Genomic DNA, 17,661 nt, shown 5'->3' on the forward strand with positions numbered 1-17,661 from the left:
TTCCTCCCGCCGCAGGCAAAGGGCGGCTTGTGTCCAGCGCCACGCCGCCTTAGTCATGCCACCCATGAATCAGACACGCCCGCAGTCCCCTTCCCGCCCGCCCGCCGCCCCGATCCGAGGCATGGCGCTGGATGTGCTGGGGGAATGGGCCAAGGGGGAACGCTTCGCCGCAGACCTGATGGATTACATCCAGCGTGAAAACGATCTCAGCACACCCGACACCGCCTTTTTGCGTGACATTGTGCTCACCACGCTGCGCAATCTCTCCCTGCTGGACCACTGGATCGACGTCATTACGGACGGCAAGCACCTTGACCACCGCAGCCGCTGGGGCCTGCGCATCGGCCTGTGCCAGGTGTTGATTCTCAAGGTTTCAGAATACGCCGCCGTGAATGAAACCGTGGCCGCCACCGGCCGTGCGCGCAGCCTTATCAATGCGGTGCTGCGTCGTGCCTGCCGGGAATCCGAGGAACTCCTGGCCATGACCGCCACTCTGCCGCTGGAGACACGCACCTCCCACCCCAAATGGCTCATCCAGCACTGGCTCGGCCTCTACGGCGAAGCCAAAACCACCGCCCTCTGCGAGTGGAACCAAATCCCCGCTCCCATCTCCGCCCGCATCAACCGCCTGCATCCCGACACGGCCGGGGCACCGGAGGACTTCATCGTCTGCGACCACCTGCCACGCGAAGATTTGAGCGCAGGAAAAGTTTACATGCAGGACCCCAGCACGGCCATGGCCCCCCGCCTGCTGGCTCCGCAGCCGGGCCAGCGGGTGCTGGACGCCTGTGCGGCTCCCGGCGGCAAAACGGCGCTGCTGGCCCAGCTCATGGAAAATACCGGCGAAATTTTTGCCTGCGATGTCTCCCCCGGCCGCCTGCGCCGCCTGGAAGGAAATCTGCACCGCCTCCACGTCGCGAATGCCTGCATTGAACAGCATGACTGGGCGGACCCGCAGATCCCCGAATTCGCCCAACCTGGCTTTGACCGCATCCTGCTCGATGTCCCCTGCTCCAATACCGGCGTCATGCGCCGCCGCGTGGATGTGCGCTGGCGGCTGCAGCCCGAGGACATCACCGCGCAGGTGGAAACGCAGACGCTCCTCCTGCGCAACTGCCTGCGGGTTTTGAAACCCGGCGGCATTCTCGTTTACAGCACCTGCAGCATCGAGCCCGCGGAGAACGAGCAGCTTGTCTCCGCAGTGCTCGAATCGACACCCGGATATGAACTCGTTGAGAAGCGCCACAGCTTCCCGCCGGAGGACCAGATGGACGGAGCTTTTGCCGCGGCGATCCGAAGGGTGTGAAACAGCTCAGCGCTTCGAGCTGCGCATGATTTCCTTCAGACAGGTGCTCACCTTCGGCGCCTTGTCAGGGTCAAGCCACGCGCGCTTCACCCAGAACCCTTGAATGCTGGTGGAGGCGATTTTATCTCCGCTTGTCGCAAACTCCTCCAGCATGTCCCCCGCACGACGGAAGAAACGGTGCTGGAGCTTTTGCGGATCGAGAATCCAGTATTCCTGGACTTCATGCAGCTCGTAGGAGGCGAACTTCGGACCCTGGTCGTTCTTTGCAGTCGAAGGCGACAGCGCCTCCGCCACAAACATCGGCGCGAATGCCGCGTGCGTCTCACCCAGCCGTTCCGCCTGCCGCGCCGTGAAGCAGCCTAGATCCGGCATGAAAGTCTCCCGGGCGCTCAGCCGCACCGCCACCGACTCGCGATGCAGCACACCGCCGAGATCAGTTTCTTTGATGTAGGCAGCGAGAAGACGCTCCAGAAAATTGACGAGCGTAGCATGGCGGAGATTGACGGGCGAGTGCATGAAAATTTGCCCCCCGATGAGATCGGCAAAAACGCCCGGCTGCAGCCAGTCGAGAAATTGCTCGGAATTGAGCAGGCTGCCTCCGCCCGTACGGATCACCTTCGGTTTGACTGTCTGGAGCACTGACGCGGGCATATTGAAACATCCTCGTTCATGGCGGCTTCACAAGTCAGAAAATTCTCGCGTCCTGCCTGGGCCTTCACACCTTGCGTCAACCGCCATGAAGCTTATGTCCCTCCACCTCGCGTTTGCTGCGGAAATTGAGTCTGCCTCATGAAGAAAGCCCCGTTCACTGCCACCGGCTGCGCGGTCAAGATCATCGTCGGCAGCGTTTTCGTCGGTGCCTTGATAATCGGTGCGGTGTATCTCACCACCTCGATCATTCCGCCGAAGTGGCAGCATCCGGGACTCATCGCGGCTTTGGTCTTGCCGGTGTTTGTCCTGGGTGTTGAACTGGCCACCGCCGTCCTGAGTCCGAAATCGACCACACCGTTTGGTATCCTGGGTCTGAAAAGGAAGGATTTCACGGTGGAGGCGGTTCGGGCCAAAGGCGAGCTCCTGCAGCAGACCTTTCATGCCACACGCGCCTTTCAGGTGACAGAGCGGGAGGACGAAGGATGCCAGTATTTCATCGAGCTCACAGACGGTTCCGTCCTTTTTCTACAAGGTCAGTATCTGTACGACTTCGAACCGATCACTGATGATCCAGACGAGAACCAGCCGCGGCGCTTTCCGTGCACGGAGTTTGTGGTCAGCCGGGACGTCGAGGGCAGGTACTTCATTCAACTCGACTGCCACGGAACAGCCCTTGAGCCTGAATGCCTCGCTCCGCCCTTCAGCCGCCGTGACTACCGGGAAGACCGGGTGCCGGACGATGGCGACATCATTTCAGACATCAGCTACGACGAGCTCAAACGCCAGCGCATGGCCGCAACAGGCTGAGAATGTCACTCCGTCTTCACCTCGAATTCACACCGGCATCACGACTTTCGGCGTGACATCCGCCCTTCCAATCTCCAACACTGTCCTTCTTCACCCATGAAACTCGTCTCCCTTCTCCTCGTCCTCGGCCTTGCGGCTCAAACCTTCGCCGCCGAAGCCACGAATGCCGCCGGTCTGCAGCTCTACAGCCTGCGCAGCCAGTTCAAGCTGCGCGGCGTGCCGTGGACGCTGGACCGGGTGAAGGAATTTGGCATCAAGGAGGTCGAGCTCGCCGGCACCTATGATCTCACGGCGGAGCAGTTCAAAGCCGAGCTCGAGCAGCGCGGTCTGAAGGCCGTCAGCAGCCACTTCCCCTATGCACGCTACAAGAACGACCTCGACAACGTGGTGAAGGAGGCCAAGACCCTCGGCCTCAAGTATGCTGGCTGTGCGTGGATCGACCACAAGGACAAGTTTGACGAAGCGGAGTGCCGCGACGCCATCGCCGTCTTTAACAAAGCTGGTGAAGCTTTGGCAAAGGAGGGCATCACCATGTTTTACCACGCCCACGGCTTCGAGTTTGAGCCCTACGGAGACGGCACGCTGCTGGATCTCTTCCTGCTGGAAACCAAACCCGAGTTTGTCTCCATGCAGATGGACATCTTGTGGATTGTCTTCCCAGGCCAGGATCCTGTGAAGCTGATGGAAAAATACAGCGGCCGCTGGAAGCTCATGCACCTCAAGGACCTGAAGAAAGGCGTGGCCACCGGCTTCCTCACCGGCAAGACGGATGTGGAAAACGACGTGGTTCTCGGCACCGGCCAGATGGACTGGAAGTCGATCTTTGCCGCCGCGCGCAAAAACGGCGTGCAGCACTACTTTATCGAGGACGAATCCTCCTCCTCACTGGAGCAGATCCCGCAGAGCCTGAAGTTCCTGCGCGCCAACGGTTTCGAGTGAAGCAAGGATTTGCTTGGCCGGAATCCCGGTCTGTGGCAGGTTCCCCCATGACTACCACCTTTCACACCACTGTTGAAGAGCTGGACGAAAGCTTCTTGGAAAGCGTGCGCGCCACATTCAAAGCAGGCTCCATTGAGATCTCCGTTAGCGAGGCGGATGAAACTGCGTACCTGCTAAGGCATCCCGCCAATCGCACCCAACTCCTGCGCGCCGTGGCGGACTTGGATGCGGGCAACAATGTCGTGACGCCAGATCAGTCGATGTTTCAATGAGAACGGTGACTTTCCACAGCACCGCCTGGCAGGATTTCACTGAAATGGCCACAAAGGAGCCGAAGCTGTTCGAGAGGCTGGTGCGGCTCATCAACGAGACTGCGCGCAATCCATTCACTGGAATTGGCAAACCCGAACCGCTGCGTCATCAGCTCAAAGGCTGGTGGAGCAGACGCATCAATGACGAGCACCGCCTTGTTTACCGCGTGACCGACGAAGCCATCGTAATCGCCGGATGCCGCATGCATTACGAATGATGTCACGCCGCCTCCATGCCAGCGTCCTGCATGGCGTTTTCATCCTCTCCGGCATCTCGGCGCTGATCTATCAGCTCGTGTGGCAGCGTGCGCTGCTGACGATCTACGGCAGCAACGTCGAATCCGTGGCGATGGTGGTGGCGGCCTTCCTCGCCGGGCTCGGCATCGGCAGCATCGTAGGAGGGTGGATTTCCAAATCTGCGCGTGCGCCGCTGGTGCTGCTGTTTGGCCTCGCGGAACTCGGTGTGGGCGCCTACGGGCTCATCTCGCTGAAGCTGTTTGATGCTGTCGGCGCCATGACTTCGGCGCAGGCTCACGGACTCACCACCGGTGCGCTCGTCTTCCTCCTGGTGTTTCTGCCCACGCTGCTCATGGGCGCCACCCTGCCCATGCTGGTGGCGCATCAGGTGCGTGACACCGCGCATGTGGGGCAAAGCGTGAGCAGGCTCTATTTTGTGAACACACTGGGCGCGGCGCTGGGAGCCTTCATCGCGGCGCACTGGCTGCTCGGCAGCTTCGGCATGAGTGGGACCACGCGCATCGCCGCATGCCTGAACACTGCCGCGGCGTTCATCGTGCTAATCTCTTTGAGGAAGCCTGCGGCCGAAGAGGCAGGCCATGTGGCGCCTGACACAGCCGGAAAAGCATGCGAGATTTCCTTCGGCACCGCCTTGTGCTGGTCGGCTCTTTCCGGTTTCCTCGCTCTGTCCTGGGAGATCATCTGGTCACGTGTGTTCAACTTTGCCAGCGCCTCCCGTGCGCCGGTGTTTGGCTACATGCTCGGCAGTTACTTGCTGGGGCTCGCGCTGGGCTCGCTTCTCAGTCCTCGCCTGCTGGCTCAAAACGGCAGCCTGCGCGCCAAGCTCGCACGCTGGGTGCTGATTTCCAGCGCGGCGGGATTTCTCGTCGCACCTTCCACCGCCATCTTTGCCAGGCAGGTGCTCTGGGAGTGCGGGTATCTCTTTGTGATCACCGCCGGGGCATTGATCGGCCTGACCTTTCCGCTGCTCTGCCACGCGGCCATCCCTCCTGGTCAAAACACCGGCAGCCAGCTTTCACGGCTCTATCTGGCCAACATCATCGGCTCCGGCGCTGGAAGCCTGCTCACTGGATTTCTTTTCATGGACTGGATGAGCCTGCACCTGCTCAGCCTCCTGCTGCTGGCCGTCTCTTGGCTGTGGGCCGAGAGCATCGCGGGCTTCAAGCTGCGCTCTCAATTGCGCTGGCAGCCCTTGTGCTTCGCCCTCATTTCCTTGAGTCCGTTTCAAAGCTTCTACGAGCGTCTGCAATACAAGCATGACTTTAAATACGGCATGCATTTCACCCAGACCATCGAGTCACGCCACGGCGTGATCACGGTGGACACCAGCAACGCGGTCTATGGCAATGGCGCCTATGATGGCATGATCGGCACGAAGCTGGAGCCGAAGTCCTGGCTGGTGCGCCCCTATTTTCTCTCCGCGGTGAGGGACCGCATTGAAAACGTGCTCGTCATCGGTGTGGCCAGCGGATCATGGACGCAGATTCTCGTCAGTCATCCGCAGGTGAAGCATGTCACCGCCATCGAGCTCAGCCACGGTTATCTGGATCTGATTCACGCACGTCCCGAGGTGTCCAGCCTGCTGGCGAATCCCAAGCTTGAACTCGTCATCGACGACGGCCGCCGCTGGCTGCGCCAGCACCCCGATGCACGTTTTGACGCCATCGTGATGAACACCACCCATCACTGGCGTGAGTTCGCTTCAGCGCTGCTCTCACGCGAATTTTTGACCGAGGTCAAAGCGCACCTCACCCCGGATGGCATCGCCTTCTGGAACTGCACCGAGTCACCACGTGCCGCGCGCACCGGCATGGAGGTGTTTCCGCATACGCTGATGGTAATGAACCACTGCCTGGCCAGCAACGCCCCGCTGGAGCCGGATCGCGGACGCTGGGAAAAAATTCTCGCCGACTATCGCATCGACGGGCAGCCAGTGATTCCGGCCGATCAGATCGGAGGAATCCTCGATTTCCTCAGCGGCGAAACTCTCCCTGAGCCCGGCAACATGTGGCACTGGTGCCGCCGTCCTACCATGCAGGCCGCCTGGGGCGATGCCACGGTCATCACGGATGACAATCTGGGGCATGAATATCCGTGAAGAGTTCTCATGTGCGAACGCTGGCATTCCACACATCCCGGTGAATGATGCGGCCATGGAGTGTGACGTCCTCATCATCGGCGGCGGCAGTGCAGGCGTAGCGGCGGCTTTGGCTGCGGCACGTCAGGGTGCGGACACGCTGCTGGTCGAGCGCCATGGCTTTTTCGGCGGTGCGGGGACGGCTTCGCTGGTGCATTCTTTTTGCGGCTTATACGATCTGCCGCAGGCACCCGATGCCGCGCCGCGTGTGGCCAATCCCGGGCTGCCCGTGGAACTGGAGCGCCGGCTGCTCGCCGAAGGTGTGGCGCATGGACCGGTGAGAATGGGGAGGGTGGATGTGCTGATGCATGAGCCGCAAAAGCTGGCTTTGTTTCTCGACGTTGTGTGTCGGATTCAGCAAAAACTGGAGGTTTTGCTGCATACCGAGGTCGTTGGATGTGAAATTGATGAAAAGCGGGTGGCGGAGGTGACGCTGCAATGCCGGGGGGCGAGCTGGAAGGTGAGGCCGCGGGCGGTGGTGGATGCGAGCGGGGATGCGGTGATGGCTGAGCTGGCCGGTCAGGCATGGGACAGGACTCCGGCGCAGGAGCTGCAACGTCCGGCTTATATTGTGGGGGTGGGAGATGTGGATGCGGGGGCGCTGGCGGGGGACGGGCCGCTGAAGATCGCGGGATGTCTGGCGCGGGGGATTCGGGAGAAGAAGCTGCCGGCGGAGGCGGCGGGAGCGCATTTTCGGAGAAGCGGGGCTTTGAACGAGGTTTTCCTGACGCTGGATCTGGTGGCGGAGGGGTTTGATGGGACGGATGCGCGGAGTTTGACGCGGATCGAGATGCAGGGGCGGGAGGTGACGTTTGCGATTGTGGAGCATTTGAAGGCGAACCTGGAGGGTTTTGCCAAGGCGCGGGTCACGACGCTGCCGGTGCGGGCGGGGGTGAGGGAAAGCCGGCGATGGATTGGAGAGGCGGTGGTGACGGAGGAGGATCTTTTGGAAAGCCGGAGCGGGGAGGAGGCGGTGGCGAATGCGACGTGGCCGATCGAGCTGCGGGAGACGGCGCGGGGGCCGCGGCTGCTGTACCCGAAGGAGGCGAAGGCCTGCGGGATTCCGCTGGGGGCGCTGAGGGCGCGGGATTTGACGAATGTGTTCATCGCCGGGCGCTGCCTTTCAGCCACGCACCGGGCGCAGGCGAGCACGCGGGTGATGGGGACGGCGCTGGCGACGGGGCAGGCGGCGGGGATTGCCGCGAGTTTTCCTGAAGAAGAGACCGCCCTGCTGGCAGCGCGGGTGCGAAGTGTTTTGAGCCAACTGGAACCAGCGAAGTGAACATTGTCGATCTTATCTTTGAACGCAGCACCGCCGCGCATGCCGCCGTGGTGAGCCCGGAACTGCAGCTCACATTTGGTGAACTGGAGGCCAGGATGAAGGACTGCGCGCGGCGGCTGAATGACGATGCGGGCTGGCCGAAGAAACGGAAGCCGCGCATCGGGCTGGATGCGCCGAGCGGGGCGGACTACATTGTGGTGGCGCTGGCGATTTTGCAGCAGGACGCCTGCTTTGTACCGATTCCGCACGAGCTGACGGCGAGTGAGAGGGCACAACTGGCGACGGCGACGGCGCTGGATGCGATCGTGCATGCGAAATCGGCGGAGGAGTGGCGGGTGGAGGCGGTGGTGCATGAGGCGGCGCCGGCGTTTGATGAAGGGGCGCTGGAGGCGCTGAACCCGGCGTTCATCCGCTTCAGCAGCGGGACGACGGGGGCCTCGAAGGGCGTGGTGATTTCGCATGAGACGCTGCTGGGGCGCATCACAGCGGCGAATGAGGGGCTGCGGATCGGGCCGGAGGACCGGGTGCTGTGGGTGCTGCCGATGGCGCATCACTTTGCGGTGTCCATCGTGCTGTATTTGTATCATGGAGCCACGACGATCCTGGCGCCGGCGAGCGATCCGAAGGTGATGATCGAGATGATGCAGGCGCATGGGGCGACGGTGATGTATGGGTCGCCTTATCATTACACGATGCTTTCCGGGCAGCCGGAGGCCGGCCTTTTGGGGGCGCTGAGGCTGGCGGTTTCGACGGCGTTTGCGCTGACGACGGAGGTGGCGGAGCTGTTTGCCAGCAAGACGGGGCTGCATCTCACGCAAGGCATGGGGATCATTGAGGCGGGCCTGCCGATTCTGAATTTGAAGCATGCGAAGGACAGGCCGACTTCGATCGGGCAGGTGCTGCCGGCGTTTGAGGTGAAGCTGGATGACGGGGAGCTGCTGCTGCGCGGGCCGGGGGTGTTTGATGCGTATCTGACGCCGTGGCAGCCGCGTGAGGGGGTGCTGCGGGACGGGTGGTTTGCGACGGGGGACATCGCCGAGATGGACGAGGACGGCTGCCTGTTTCTGCGGGGGCGTGTGCGCAGCGTGATCAACGTGGGCGGGCTGAAGTGCTTCCCGGAAGAGGTGGAGGCGGTGCTGTGCAGCCACCCGGGTGTCAAGGCGGCGCGGGTTTCCGCGCGGGCGCATCCGGCCATGGGGGCGATGCCCACGGCGGAAATCATTCCGCACAACGCCGAGGCTCCGCCGACGGTGATTGAACTGAGAAAACTTTGCCAGGAGCGGCTCTCCGCGTACAAGGTGCCGCTGTTCTACACTTTTGTTTCCGAACTGCCGCTGACCGCCAGCGGCAAGCTTCGCCGCTACTGACTGACCCATGAGCCAAACTCCACGCATCGCCATTCTTGGAGCCGGACCAGCCGGCAGCGCCCTTGCCGCCATGCTCGCGCGCCAGGGGATTCAGCCGCTGGTCTATGATGACGAGAAGCGTCCGGCGCTTTTGGTGGGCGAGTCGTTGATTCCGGCGATCGTGGCGATTCTGCAGCGCATGGGGATCGAGGACCGGGTGGCGGCGATCTCGCAGTTCAAGCCGGGGGCCAGCTTCATTCATCACCTGGGCCCGAAGATGAATTTCCATTTCAAGTCCGTGGAAGGCCGGCTGCCGCCGTATGCCTACAATGTGCCGCGCCCGGGCTTTGACGATGTGCTGAAGGACTACGCGAAGGAGCTGGGGGTGAAGTTTGTGAAGCACCGGGCAGGACTGGTGGCGCATCCAGGAGGCAAGCCCGAACTGGAGCTGGATGCGGCGGCGCTGGAGGCTGGTGGTTATCGCAATGGAGCGAAGCCGGACCTCATCATTGACTGCAGCGGACGTACGCGCACCTCGGCGAAGCTGCTGGGCATCCAGGCGGAAACGGGGCCGCGGCGGGACACGGCGCACTTTGCGCACTACTCAAGCTTTGAGCATCCGTATGAGCCGGGGCAGATCGCGATCACCTACCACCCCTGGGGATGGAGCTGGCGCATTCCACTGCGGGACTGCATGAGTTTCGGCGTGGTGATGAACCCGAAGGCGCTGCCGGATTTTGGAAGCAACGGAGAAGAACGTCTCGACCGGGTGCTGGCGACGGACCCGGTGCTCTCGCCGCTGGCGACGAAGCGGGAGCGGACCACCGATGTGTTCACCTACACGAATTATCAGCTCATCTCCGACCGTGCGCAGGGTCCGGGGTGGGTTTCAGCGGGTGATGCGTTTGGGTTTGTGGATCCGATGCTGTCGCCCGGGGTGTTTCTGGCGCTGGATTCGGCGGAGTCGCTGAGCGCGATGTTTGACCGGCATGGCGAGAAGCTGCTCGACTCGCCCGAGCGGCTGGCGAAGGAACTGGGGCGGTACGAGCAGCGGCAGCGAGCGTGGCACCAGGCGTGGCATGAGCTGATCGAGTACTTTTACGACGGGCGGATCGTGGGCTTTTATGAAAAGGGCATGCAGCTCAGCATGGAGCATCCGGGCCGCTTCAGCGACATGATGGGGTTTATCTCGAACCGTGTGGTCGCGCTGATGGCGACGGGCGCGGGGACGCTTTCGAGTGTGAACCGGATGTATTTGAAGGGCTGCTTCAAGTGGCTGCTGAGCAGCGACCGGACGAAGGAGCTGGCGCTGCCGCTCAAGGCGGCTTGACTGAGGGACGGGGAGTCATACCACGATCATTTGAAAACGGGTCTGTGGTGAGAAGTTCGGTGCTCACCTGCAAGCGGAGCGGCACCCAGAGCCGGTTAAAAACCGGCGCTCCCAGTACGGCGGGGCTGGCTCGGCCGCGCAGACCTGTTTTCAACTGCTTCGGGTATGATTTGTTTTTCCCGCAGATTCAGGGAACCCGCAGATTTTTTATGTTTGATTGGATCCATCTGTGGCTTTCCTGAATCTGCGGGAGGGCTTTTGGGAGGTTGGGAGGTGGGAGGCGATGGGAGACAGGAGTTTCCAATCATCTTTCCGTGCGTTTGATGGCCTTCTTCAGCCAGTCGCCTTCTTCTTATACCACGATCATTTGAAAACGGGTCTGTGGTGAGAAGTTCGGTGCTCACCTGCAAGCGGAGCGGTACCCAGAGCCGGTTAAAAACCGGCGCTCCCAGTACGGCGGGGCTGGCTCGGCCGCGCAGACCTGTTTTCAACTGCTTCGGGTATAACAGCGGAAGCTATTCGTGAGTTGTCTGCACGAAGAAGGCTTCCAGATTCCGGCTTCCTCCTTCGCTCTTCGAGCTACGGAGGACGCGAAAGCCGGTACTACAATACTTGCGCTGGCTGGGTTCGAATTTTGGGCGGTGCGGGGATTCCAGAACGGGCTGAAGCCCGAACTACGAACGGGGAGGCTGGCACGGGCTGCTGCGCAGCCGCGAAGCGAATCCCGAACTACGTACTCAGAAGAGCTGCGGAGATTTTGGAGTTATTCGGGAGCACATGAATTCAAGGCGGCTTGATTGTGGAAAGGAGAGTAACTCTCGGCCAGTCGTTTCCGGAAGACTGTTGCAGGCGTGTTAGCTGCGGGGGTGTCGCACGGAGTTCCGATTTCTAGGCGGGACGGTCGCGGTATCGGAATACCGCGCTACAACCCCGCATGTCTGCGTCGAAGTGCTGAATAAGCGACGCTTCCGCATAGAGTTATTCGAGAGGGCCAAAGTGGCGGAGATTGCGTCGATTCTCTGCTCCGTCTGTCTTTCCGGCTCTCTGAGGGAAAAGGGAGTGTCTGCGGCTCCGAAGGGAGCTGGCGCCCGGGCTACTTCTTGGAAATTTGTTTTGGAAAATGGCTCTATCCGCTGGAAGAGGCTGTGATGTCTTTTGAACTGTGCAGTTTTAACCCGACCTTAATGACCTGATGTTTGCACGCCTGCGCGCTTCCGCCACTGCAGCCTATGTGCTGCCACTGCTGCTGTTCACCCTGCTGGGTGCCGTGGCGGGGCTGTTCCGCGTGGAGAATTCTGAGCTGCCCTGGCATGTGCGGGCGCCGGAGCACTGGGTGTACCCGCTGCAGACGGTGATCTGCGCGCTGGTGCTAGTTTGGTTTCGGCAGCACTACACGTTCAGGCCGTGGCGGGGTTTGGGGCTGGCGTTTGTTTTGGGGGTCGTGGGCATTGCGGTGTGGGTGGCGCCGTCGCTGCTGCGGGAGAGTTTGGTACAGCATGGGCATGAACCGGCGGGGTGGTGGAAGTGGCTGGGACTGGCGGAGCGGACGGAGGGGTTTGATCCGATGATTGCGCGGGATTCGACGCTGTGGTTCTGCGTGGTGGTGGGGCTGCGGTTTGCGCGGATGGTGCTGGTGGTGCCGTTTGTGGAGGAGCTGTTCTGGCGGGGGTTTTTGATGCGTTTTCTGGTTACAGAGGACGGGCAGTTTGAGCGGGTGCCATTTGGCACGCACCGGTGGAAGGTGTTCTGGATTGTGACGCTGGCGGTGATGCTGATTCACAACCCGGAGGACTATGCGGCGGCGTTTGTGTGGGGAGCGCTGGTGTATTTGGTGGCGGTGCGGACGAAGAGCCTGGGGGCGTGTGTGCTGATGCACGCGGTGGGGAATCTGGCGCTGGGGCTGTATGTGATGAAGACGCAGCAGTGGGGGTTTTGGTGAGGGGGGAAGAGGCAGTCGTTCATGGCGATTTGCAAAAGTCATTTCTGATATGGTGGGATTGCGGACGTCCGGTTTGCCGCAGAGGGGCAAAGAGGCAGAGGCGGCAGAGATTGCATCTGCTTGGGTCCCTGTGCCATTCTGCCCTGTTTGATCGATCGTGGGATCAGACCGATGGTTGCACGAGGCTGGTCCATTCCACTATCAGCGTCGTCTGATTGGAACTCTGTGTTTCTCTGTGTCCTCTATGGTCGATTGAGGGCGGTTTTATTTTAACCACAGAGGCCAAACCGAGGGCACAGAGGGGATGATTTCGGAGGAATTCGGCTGTGCTGGGCGGACAGGAGGCTGGCAAGTGTCATTTTTGCCTCACTGTCCTTTTCGGTGGGTTTTTACCGGCGGAAATACCACGTCGTAGCTTTTTTGGGTATTTTATTGCTTGCGTTCCCGGTTCACGGCCCAAGAGATTGATCATGTTGTTTATTGATGAGGACGCAGCAGAGGTGTTTTTGGTGAGGCGAAGGGAAGTGCCTTTGCGGGGAGGATGCGCGCCTTTGAATGGCGCTGGACCGAGGGCATTGTGCCGGGTGGCTGGCGTGCGACGGAGCGTGTTGAAAACGCTGCCGGGAATTCATGGATGTGGCGAGGCGCCCGGTTTGCCTCCCATGTTTGGCGCGATACCCAGGGCGGCGACAGGCCGCACTTTGGTGCTAATACCACGATCCTTTGAAAAAGGGTCTGTGGTGAGAAGTCCGGTGCTCACCTGCAAACGGAGCGGCACCCAGAGCCGGTTAAAAACCGGCGCTCCCAGTACGGCGCGGGTGGCTGGCCGCGCAGACCTGTTTTCAACTGCTTCTGGTATAAGAAGCGGGTTGCAATGGGAGTTCTATCGAAGGAAGAGCGGCAGGCGGACGAGAGTGCTGGCATCGCTACGCGATGCGAGTGAGTTTGGATGTGAGAACGCGTGGGAACGAGGGGTGTCGCTTCGCTCAACCCCCCGCTACAGGCTGAGATGGCTCCGCCATCTACCCGAGGTTTCTGACCGTTTGTGGACAAGGCCTGGAATGGAAGCGGAGGGCGGGAGGGGGTCAGGCTTGGGGCTGCTGGGAGGCGGCGAGCCGGGCTTCGAGCTCTTTGACGCGAGCGAGGAGCTGGGGGAGGCGGTTGATGGAGGCGAGGCGGCGCTTTTCTTTGCCAGCGGGGATGGCCGGGAAACCGAGGTATTTGCCACCGGCAGGGAGGTCGTGGGTGACGCCGCAACGGGCGGCGAGGGTGCTCTGGGAGCCGACGTGAACGTGGCCGGCGATGCCGACCTGGGCGGCGATGACGACGTAGTCGCCAATGACGACGCTGCCGGCGATGGCGGTGCAGGCGACGATGACGCAGTGCTTTCCGATGACGACGTTGTGACCGATCTGCACGAGATTGTCGATCTTGGTGCCCTCACCGATCCAGGTGCGGCCGAAACGGGCGCGGTCGATGGTGCTGCCGGCGCCGATTTCGACGTCGTTGTCAATCTGCACGATGCCGGCCTGGCGGACCTTGCGATGGCGGCCCTGGCTGAACTCGTAGCCGAAGCCGTCGGCGCCGATGACGACGCCGGAATGGAGAATGACGCGCTCTCCCAGGATGCATTCGGCATGCACGGTGGCATTGGCACGGAGGCTGGAGGCGCGGCCGACGAGGGCATTGCGCCCGACAAAGCAGCCGGGGCCGATTTCGACCTCTTCCCCGAGCTCGACCCCGGCTTCGATCACGGCATTGGGGCCAATGGACACACGGAGCGGGTCGTACTTAACGCCGTCTGCAATCACGGCGGAGGGATGCACACCGGGGGTGAAGGGGGCGGGCTGGAAGCCGTAGGCCTCGACAATCTGCTCGAAGGAACGCGAGGGATCAGAAACCGCAATGCACGAGGCGTGTGCGGGGAACTCCGTCCAGCCCAGGGGCACGAGGACGGCGCTGGCGTGGGTGCGGGCCAGCCGGTCGTTGTAACGTGAGTCATGGAAGAAGCTCAAATCGCCGGGGACGGCTTCTTTGAGTGAGGCAAAGCCGGTGATCTGGCCGGTGGGATCGCCGCAAAGTACAGTCCCTCCGACAAGGGCTGCGAGATCGGAGAGAGCGATTTTCATGAAGAGGGTGGTCTCTGTCCATCTATCGCATTTCCTGCGGAGTGCAGCGGCTCATTTTTATTTTCTTCTTGTGCCTGGAGCGCGAGGCAGCCGGTTAAGACCCATGCCGCCAAGCAATCGTGCCGAGCTGTGAACGACGCATGAGCGATATGGGAGGCAGAGAGCGCGAGGATGCAGCGGGTGGCGATGAGACTCCCTTCTTCGCTGACGCTATGCAGGGGTGGCGCCCGCTACGCGAGCTGCGCCCTGGCTTCCGGCTGTGACCCTTCCGGGGTCCAGAACTCGAATGTTCCGCAGTCTTCCATTTTTCGCGGCCGAGGTGTTTGCGGGCGCCTGGGGCGTGCTTGATTGACGATTTGATGAGCCATCGATTTTTGATTGCTGATGTGCCGGAATATCGGCGCGACGCCCCAGAAGAACAGAACCGCTGCGGTGCCTATTGAAGCCTGTGTCACAGACTGACACGAAGGGAAAACCGCCGAGAGAATGTCACGGCAGTTTTGAGCGGTGGGCAACGCGGTGCGCCCTGTGGCGGAACGGCGGGAAAACGCGGCTGGAGTGCGCGGTGGACGAAGAATGCGGTGGGTTTGCTTCCCAGACAAATGCCGCTGTACCAGGGTAGCCTCGCCCAGGCTCGGCAACCCTTCGCTATGATGCGGAAGGCCGTTGGCCTTCAGGGCAAGTGTGTCAGTCTATTGTGCAAAGTTTAATAGAATGCAGACCTGTTTTCGGGTGTTCGTGGTATGAGACAGCGTCAACCCAGGGTCGCCCCTTCTTCGCTAAAGCCACGAAGGGCAGGCTCGCTTAGGCTTCCTCCTTCGCTCCGAGAGCTTTGGAGGACAAGCTGGCTGACCCTGGGCTGTAATCCGCAGCCCCTTCAGGGCTAGGCGGTGTCTTTGCAATTCAAAGGCCCTCATGCGGTCAGGGCAAGAGCGCCCGCCCCCATCTGCCTTTCGGAGGGAATAAGGACGGCGCACCTTTTTGCATCGCCCTCGGCGCCATAGACCCTCATCTACGGACCCGACGCAGCGGTTCCCTACCAGCCCTTCGGCATTCACGGCACCCATGGCACCCGCAAGGAAGGTAGGGACGCGCTATGCCGTGTCCCAAGCATCCTCGTCCCAGCACGCGCTGCAGTCCCTTAATATAGCGGTTCGCAAAACTCATTTCCGTTTAGCGGGCTGTTTCTTGATCGCGGATCATGGGCTTCGACGGCGGCTGGCTGAGGACAGCCAGCCCTACCCGCGCTGGGCACTCGCATGCCTGGAGCGAGGCAGGGCGGCTGGTCCTTCAGCCTCCGCCGAACGTCTCCAAGCGCCGCTGACCGGAAATCCGTTTTGGAAAAACGCTATACCATCGGCATTTGAAAACGAGTCTGCCGCAGCGTGTTTTAGGACCGTCGTGGCGAGAACCCGCGTGTCCGTCTGTTAGCGTGCTGTTAGCGTCTGGGCGTGCGGATGTCCTCGAAGTCGGGCGGTTTGGCGAAGGATGAGGAGGAGCATGAAACGCTTTCGACGCCAAACACACCCACCCTACGGCCGGAGCGCTGCGTTGTCCGGTTGTTTGAGAAAGGGTCCCTGCTGGAGCTGGAATACAGACCTGTGTTCAGGTGTTCGTGGTACAAAACGAGATAAAAGTGGTGCCGGCAAAGAGACACTGCGATTTGAAACGCGATGCGAAAGGAAATGCAAACCCTCAGGCTGCATGCCCTTAACCGAGCGCCTCTCATGCCTGCCTAGCCCTGGAGGGTTTCCACACGCATCCAACTGGGCTCGCCACGGACGCACTGGAGCTGGGAGATGGCGGCGAGGGCTGCCTTCATGTCGCCGAGGCGGGCGTCGTGAATCATGAGGACGAGGGAGGTCTGGCCGCTGGTGTCTTCGAGGTCCTCCGGCTGGATCATGGAAGAGATGCCGATGCCGCGGTCTCCCAAGGCGGTGGCGACCTGGGCGAGGACGCCGGGGATGTCCTCCACGGTGAGGCGGAGGTAGTAGTGGGAGACGGTGTCGTCCACGGGCTTTGATTTGCCGTAGAGGCCGTGGGGGACGAAGCCGCTGTGACGGGCGCCGTGCATGAGGACGGCGGCGGCCTCGCAGAGATCGCTAATGACGCTGCTGCTGGTGGGGTCCTGGCCGGCGCCACGTCCGTAGAAGAGAGTCTCGCCAACGATGTCTCCGTTCACGAGGACGGCATTGAAGGCGCCGCTGACGCTGGCGAGAACGTGCGAGAGGGGGACGAGGGTGGGCTGGGTGCGGACTTCGACGAGGCCATTTTCATCCGCACGGATGACGGAGAGGAGCTTGATGGTGTAGCCGAGGCGCGCGGCGAAACGGAAGTCGGTGATGTTCACACGGTCCACGCCTTCCACGTACACTTTGTCCTGCGGGATCCAGAAGCCGTAGCTGAGGGAGGCGAGGATGATGGCCTTGTGGGCGGCGTCCCAGCCGCTGACATCGAGGGTGGGATCGGCTTCGGCGTAGCCTTTGTCCTGGGCCTCCTGCAAGGCGTCCGCGTAGCTCAGGCCGGCCTGGGACATGCGGGTGAGGATGTAATTGCAGGTGCCATTGATGATGCCGTGAATGGAGCGGATGTGATTTCCCACGAGGCCTTCCTGGAGGACCTGGATGATGGGGATGCCGCCAGCGACGGCGGCCTCGAAGTAGATGGGGACGCCACATTCCTCGGCGAGGGCGAAGAGTTCTTTGCCACGCTCGGCGAGGAGGGCCTTGTTGCCGGTGACGACGATTTTTTTGGCGCGGAGGGCGGCGGCGACCATGTCGTAGGCGGTGGTGGTGCCGCCGATGAGCTCGACGACGACGGGGATGGCGGGGTCATTCACCAGGTCCTTCCAGTCGGTGGTGAGCATTTCCGGCGGCACGGTGACATCGCGAGGACGGGAGAGATCGCGCACGGCGACACGGGTGACGTTAAGCTCAGCGCCGATGCGGCGGCTGATGAGGGAGCGATTCTTTTGCAGATTCTTGAACACTCCAGCCCCCACATTGCCTAAACCTGCCAAGCCTATGTTGATGACGCGTGGAGAACTGACGATGGACATGATGGATGAAGTGCCGGGATTGAGGGGCCGTAGTCATGGCGGAGGCAGACTGAACTCGCAAGCGAGAAGGCAGGGAGAGGAAGAGTCGTCAAATAACCTACTCAAATCCGAGCAAAGCGCTGAAAATGAGAAAAGTGAGGCGAATCCGAAACAAAAAAAACCTTGTCG

The 17,661-nt window shown here is 61.4% G+C and carries 13 protein-coding genes; 10 read left to right on the forward strand and 3 right to left on the reverse strand.

Annotation, left to right across the window (positions count from 1 at the left end):
* Positions 1 to 64: 64 nt before the first annotated feature.
* Complete coding sequence (locus ACILSQ_RS14260) at positions 65 to 1,306, forward strand: RsmB/NOP family class I SAM-dependent RNA methyltransferase (RefSeq protein ID WP_395744310.1); 1,242 nt, start codon at positions 65 to 67, stop codon at positions 1,304 to 1,306.
* Between the two features lie 6 nt (positions 1,307 to 1,312).
* On the opposite strand, the gene ACILSQ_RS14265 is transcribed toward ACILSQ_RS14260, so the two are convergent.
* Positions 1,313 to 1,957: a Uma2 family endonuclease gene (locus ACILSQ_RS14265; RefSeq protein ID WP_395744311.1), complete on the reverse strand. Its 645-nt coding sequence runs from the start codon at positions 1,955 to 1,957 to the stop codon at positions 1,313 to 1,315.
* A gap of 138 nt (positions 1,958 to 2,095) precedes the next feature.
* Here ACILSQ_RS14265 and ACILSQ_RS14270 point away from each other — a divergent pair, with 138 nt between their 5' ends.
* From ACILSQ_RS14270 to ACILSQ_RS14310, 9 genes are all read left to right on the forward strand, one after another.
* Entirely contained in the window at positions 2,096 to 2,764 is a 669-nt protein-coding gene (locus ACILSQ_RS14270) for a hypothetical protein (protein ID WP_395744312.1), read from the forward strand.
* Positions 2,765 to 2,860: 96 nt separating this feature from the next.
* Complete coding sequence (locus tag ACILSQ_RS14275) at positions 2,861 to 3,703, forward strand: sugar phosphate isomerase/epimerase family protein (RefSeq protein ID WP_395744313.1); 843 nt, start codon at positions 2,861 to 2,863, stop codon at positions 3,701 to 3,703.
* A 47-nt stretch (positions 3,704 to 3,750) separates the two neighbouring features.
* Positions 3,751 to 3,975 (forward strand): hypothetical protein, encoded by a 225-nt coding sequence (locus ACILSQ_RS14280; RefSeq protein WP_395744314.1) that lies wholly within the window; start codon positions 3,751 to 3,753, stop codon positions 3,973 to 3,975.
* Entirely contained in the window at positions 3,972 to 4,232 is a 261-nt protein-coding gene (locus tag ACILSQ_RS14285) for a Txe/YoeB family addiction module toxin (protein WP_395744315.1), read from the forward strand. The genes ACILSQ_RS14280 and ACILSQ_RS14285 overlap by 4 nt, the downstream gene beginning before the upstream one ends.
* Entirely contained in the window at positions 4,232 to 6,370 is a 2,139-nt protein-coding gene (locus tag ACILSQ_RS14290) for a fused MFS/spermidine synthase (RefSeq protein WP_395744316.1), read from the forward strand. The genes ACILSQ_RS14285 and ACILSQ_RS14290 overlap by 1 nt, the downstream gene beginning before the upstream one ends.
* On the forward strand, positions 6,357 to 7,691 hold the full coding sequence (locus ACILSQ_RS14295; RefSeq protein ID WP_395744317.1) for an FAD-dependent oxidoreductase: 1,335 nt from the start codon (positions 6,357 to 6,359) through the stop codon (positions 7,689 to 7,691). Before ACILSQ_RS14290 ends, ACILSQ_RS14295 begins: the two co-directional genes overlap by 14 nt.
* On the forward strand, positions 7,688 to 9,058 hold the full coding sequence (locus ACILSQ_RS14300) for a class I adenylate-forming enzyme family protein (RefSeq protein WP_395744318.1): 1,371 nt from the start codon (positions 7,688 to 7,690) through the stop codon (positions 9,056 to 9,058). Before ACILSQ_RS14295 ends, ACILSQ_RS14300 begins: the two co-directional genes overlap by 4 nt.
* 7 nt (positions 9,059 to 9,065) lie before the next feature.
* Complete coding sequence (locus tag ACILSQ_RS14305) at positions 9,066 to 10,367, forward strand: NAD(P)/FAD-dependent oxidoreductase (protein WP_395744319.1); 1,302 nt, start codon at positions 9,066 to 9,068, stop codon at positions 10,365 to 10,367.
* Positions 10,368 to 11,559: 1,192 nt separating this feature from the next.
* Positions 11,560 to 12,306, forward strand: a complete 747-nt coding sequence (locus ACILSQ_RS14310; protein ID WP_395744320.1) for a CAAX prenyl protease-related protein — start codon at positions 11,560 to 11,562, stop codon at positions 12,304 to 12,306.
* A 1,085-nt stretch (positions 12,307 to 13,391) separates the two neighbouring features.
* Here ACILSQ_RS14310 and lpxD read toward each other — a convergent pair.
* Positions 13,392 to 14,435 carry a UDP-3-O-(3-hydroxymyristoyl)glucosamine N-acyltransferase gene (lpxD, locus tag ACILSQ_RS14315; protein ID WP_395744321.1) on the reverse strand — a complete coding sequence of 348 codons (1,044 nt, stop codon included), beginning with the start codon at positions 14,433 to 14,435 and terminating at the stop codon, positions 13,392 to 13,394.
* Positions 14,436 to 16,170: 1,735 nt separating this feature from the next.
* Entirely contained in the window at positions 16,171 to 17,493 is a 1,323-nt protein-coding gene (locus tag ACILSQ_RS14320) for a homoserine dehydrogenase (RefSeq protein WP_395744322.1), read from the reverse strand.
* Between the last annotated feature and the right edge of the window lie 168 nt (positions 17,494 to 17,661).

This window comes from Prosthecobacter sp. (assembly GCF_044227185.1).
Lineage (GTDB): Bacteria > Verrucomicrobiota > Verrucomicrobiia > Verrucomicrobiales > Verrucomicrobiaceae > Prosthecobacter.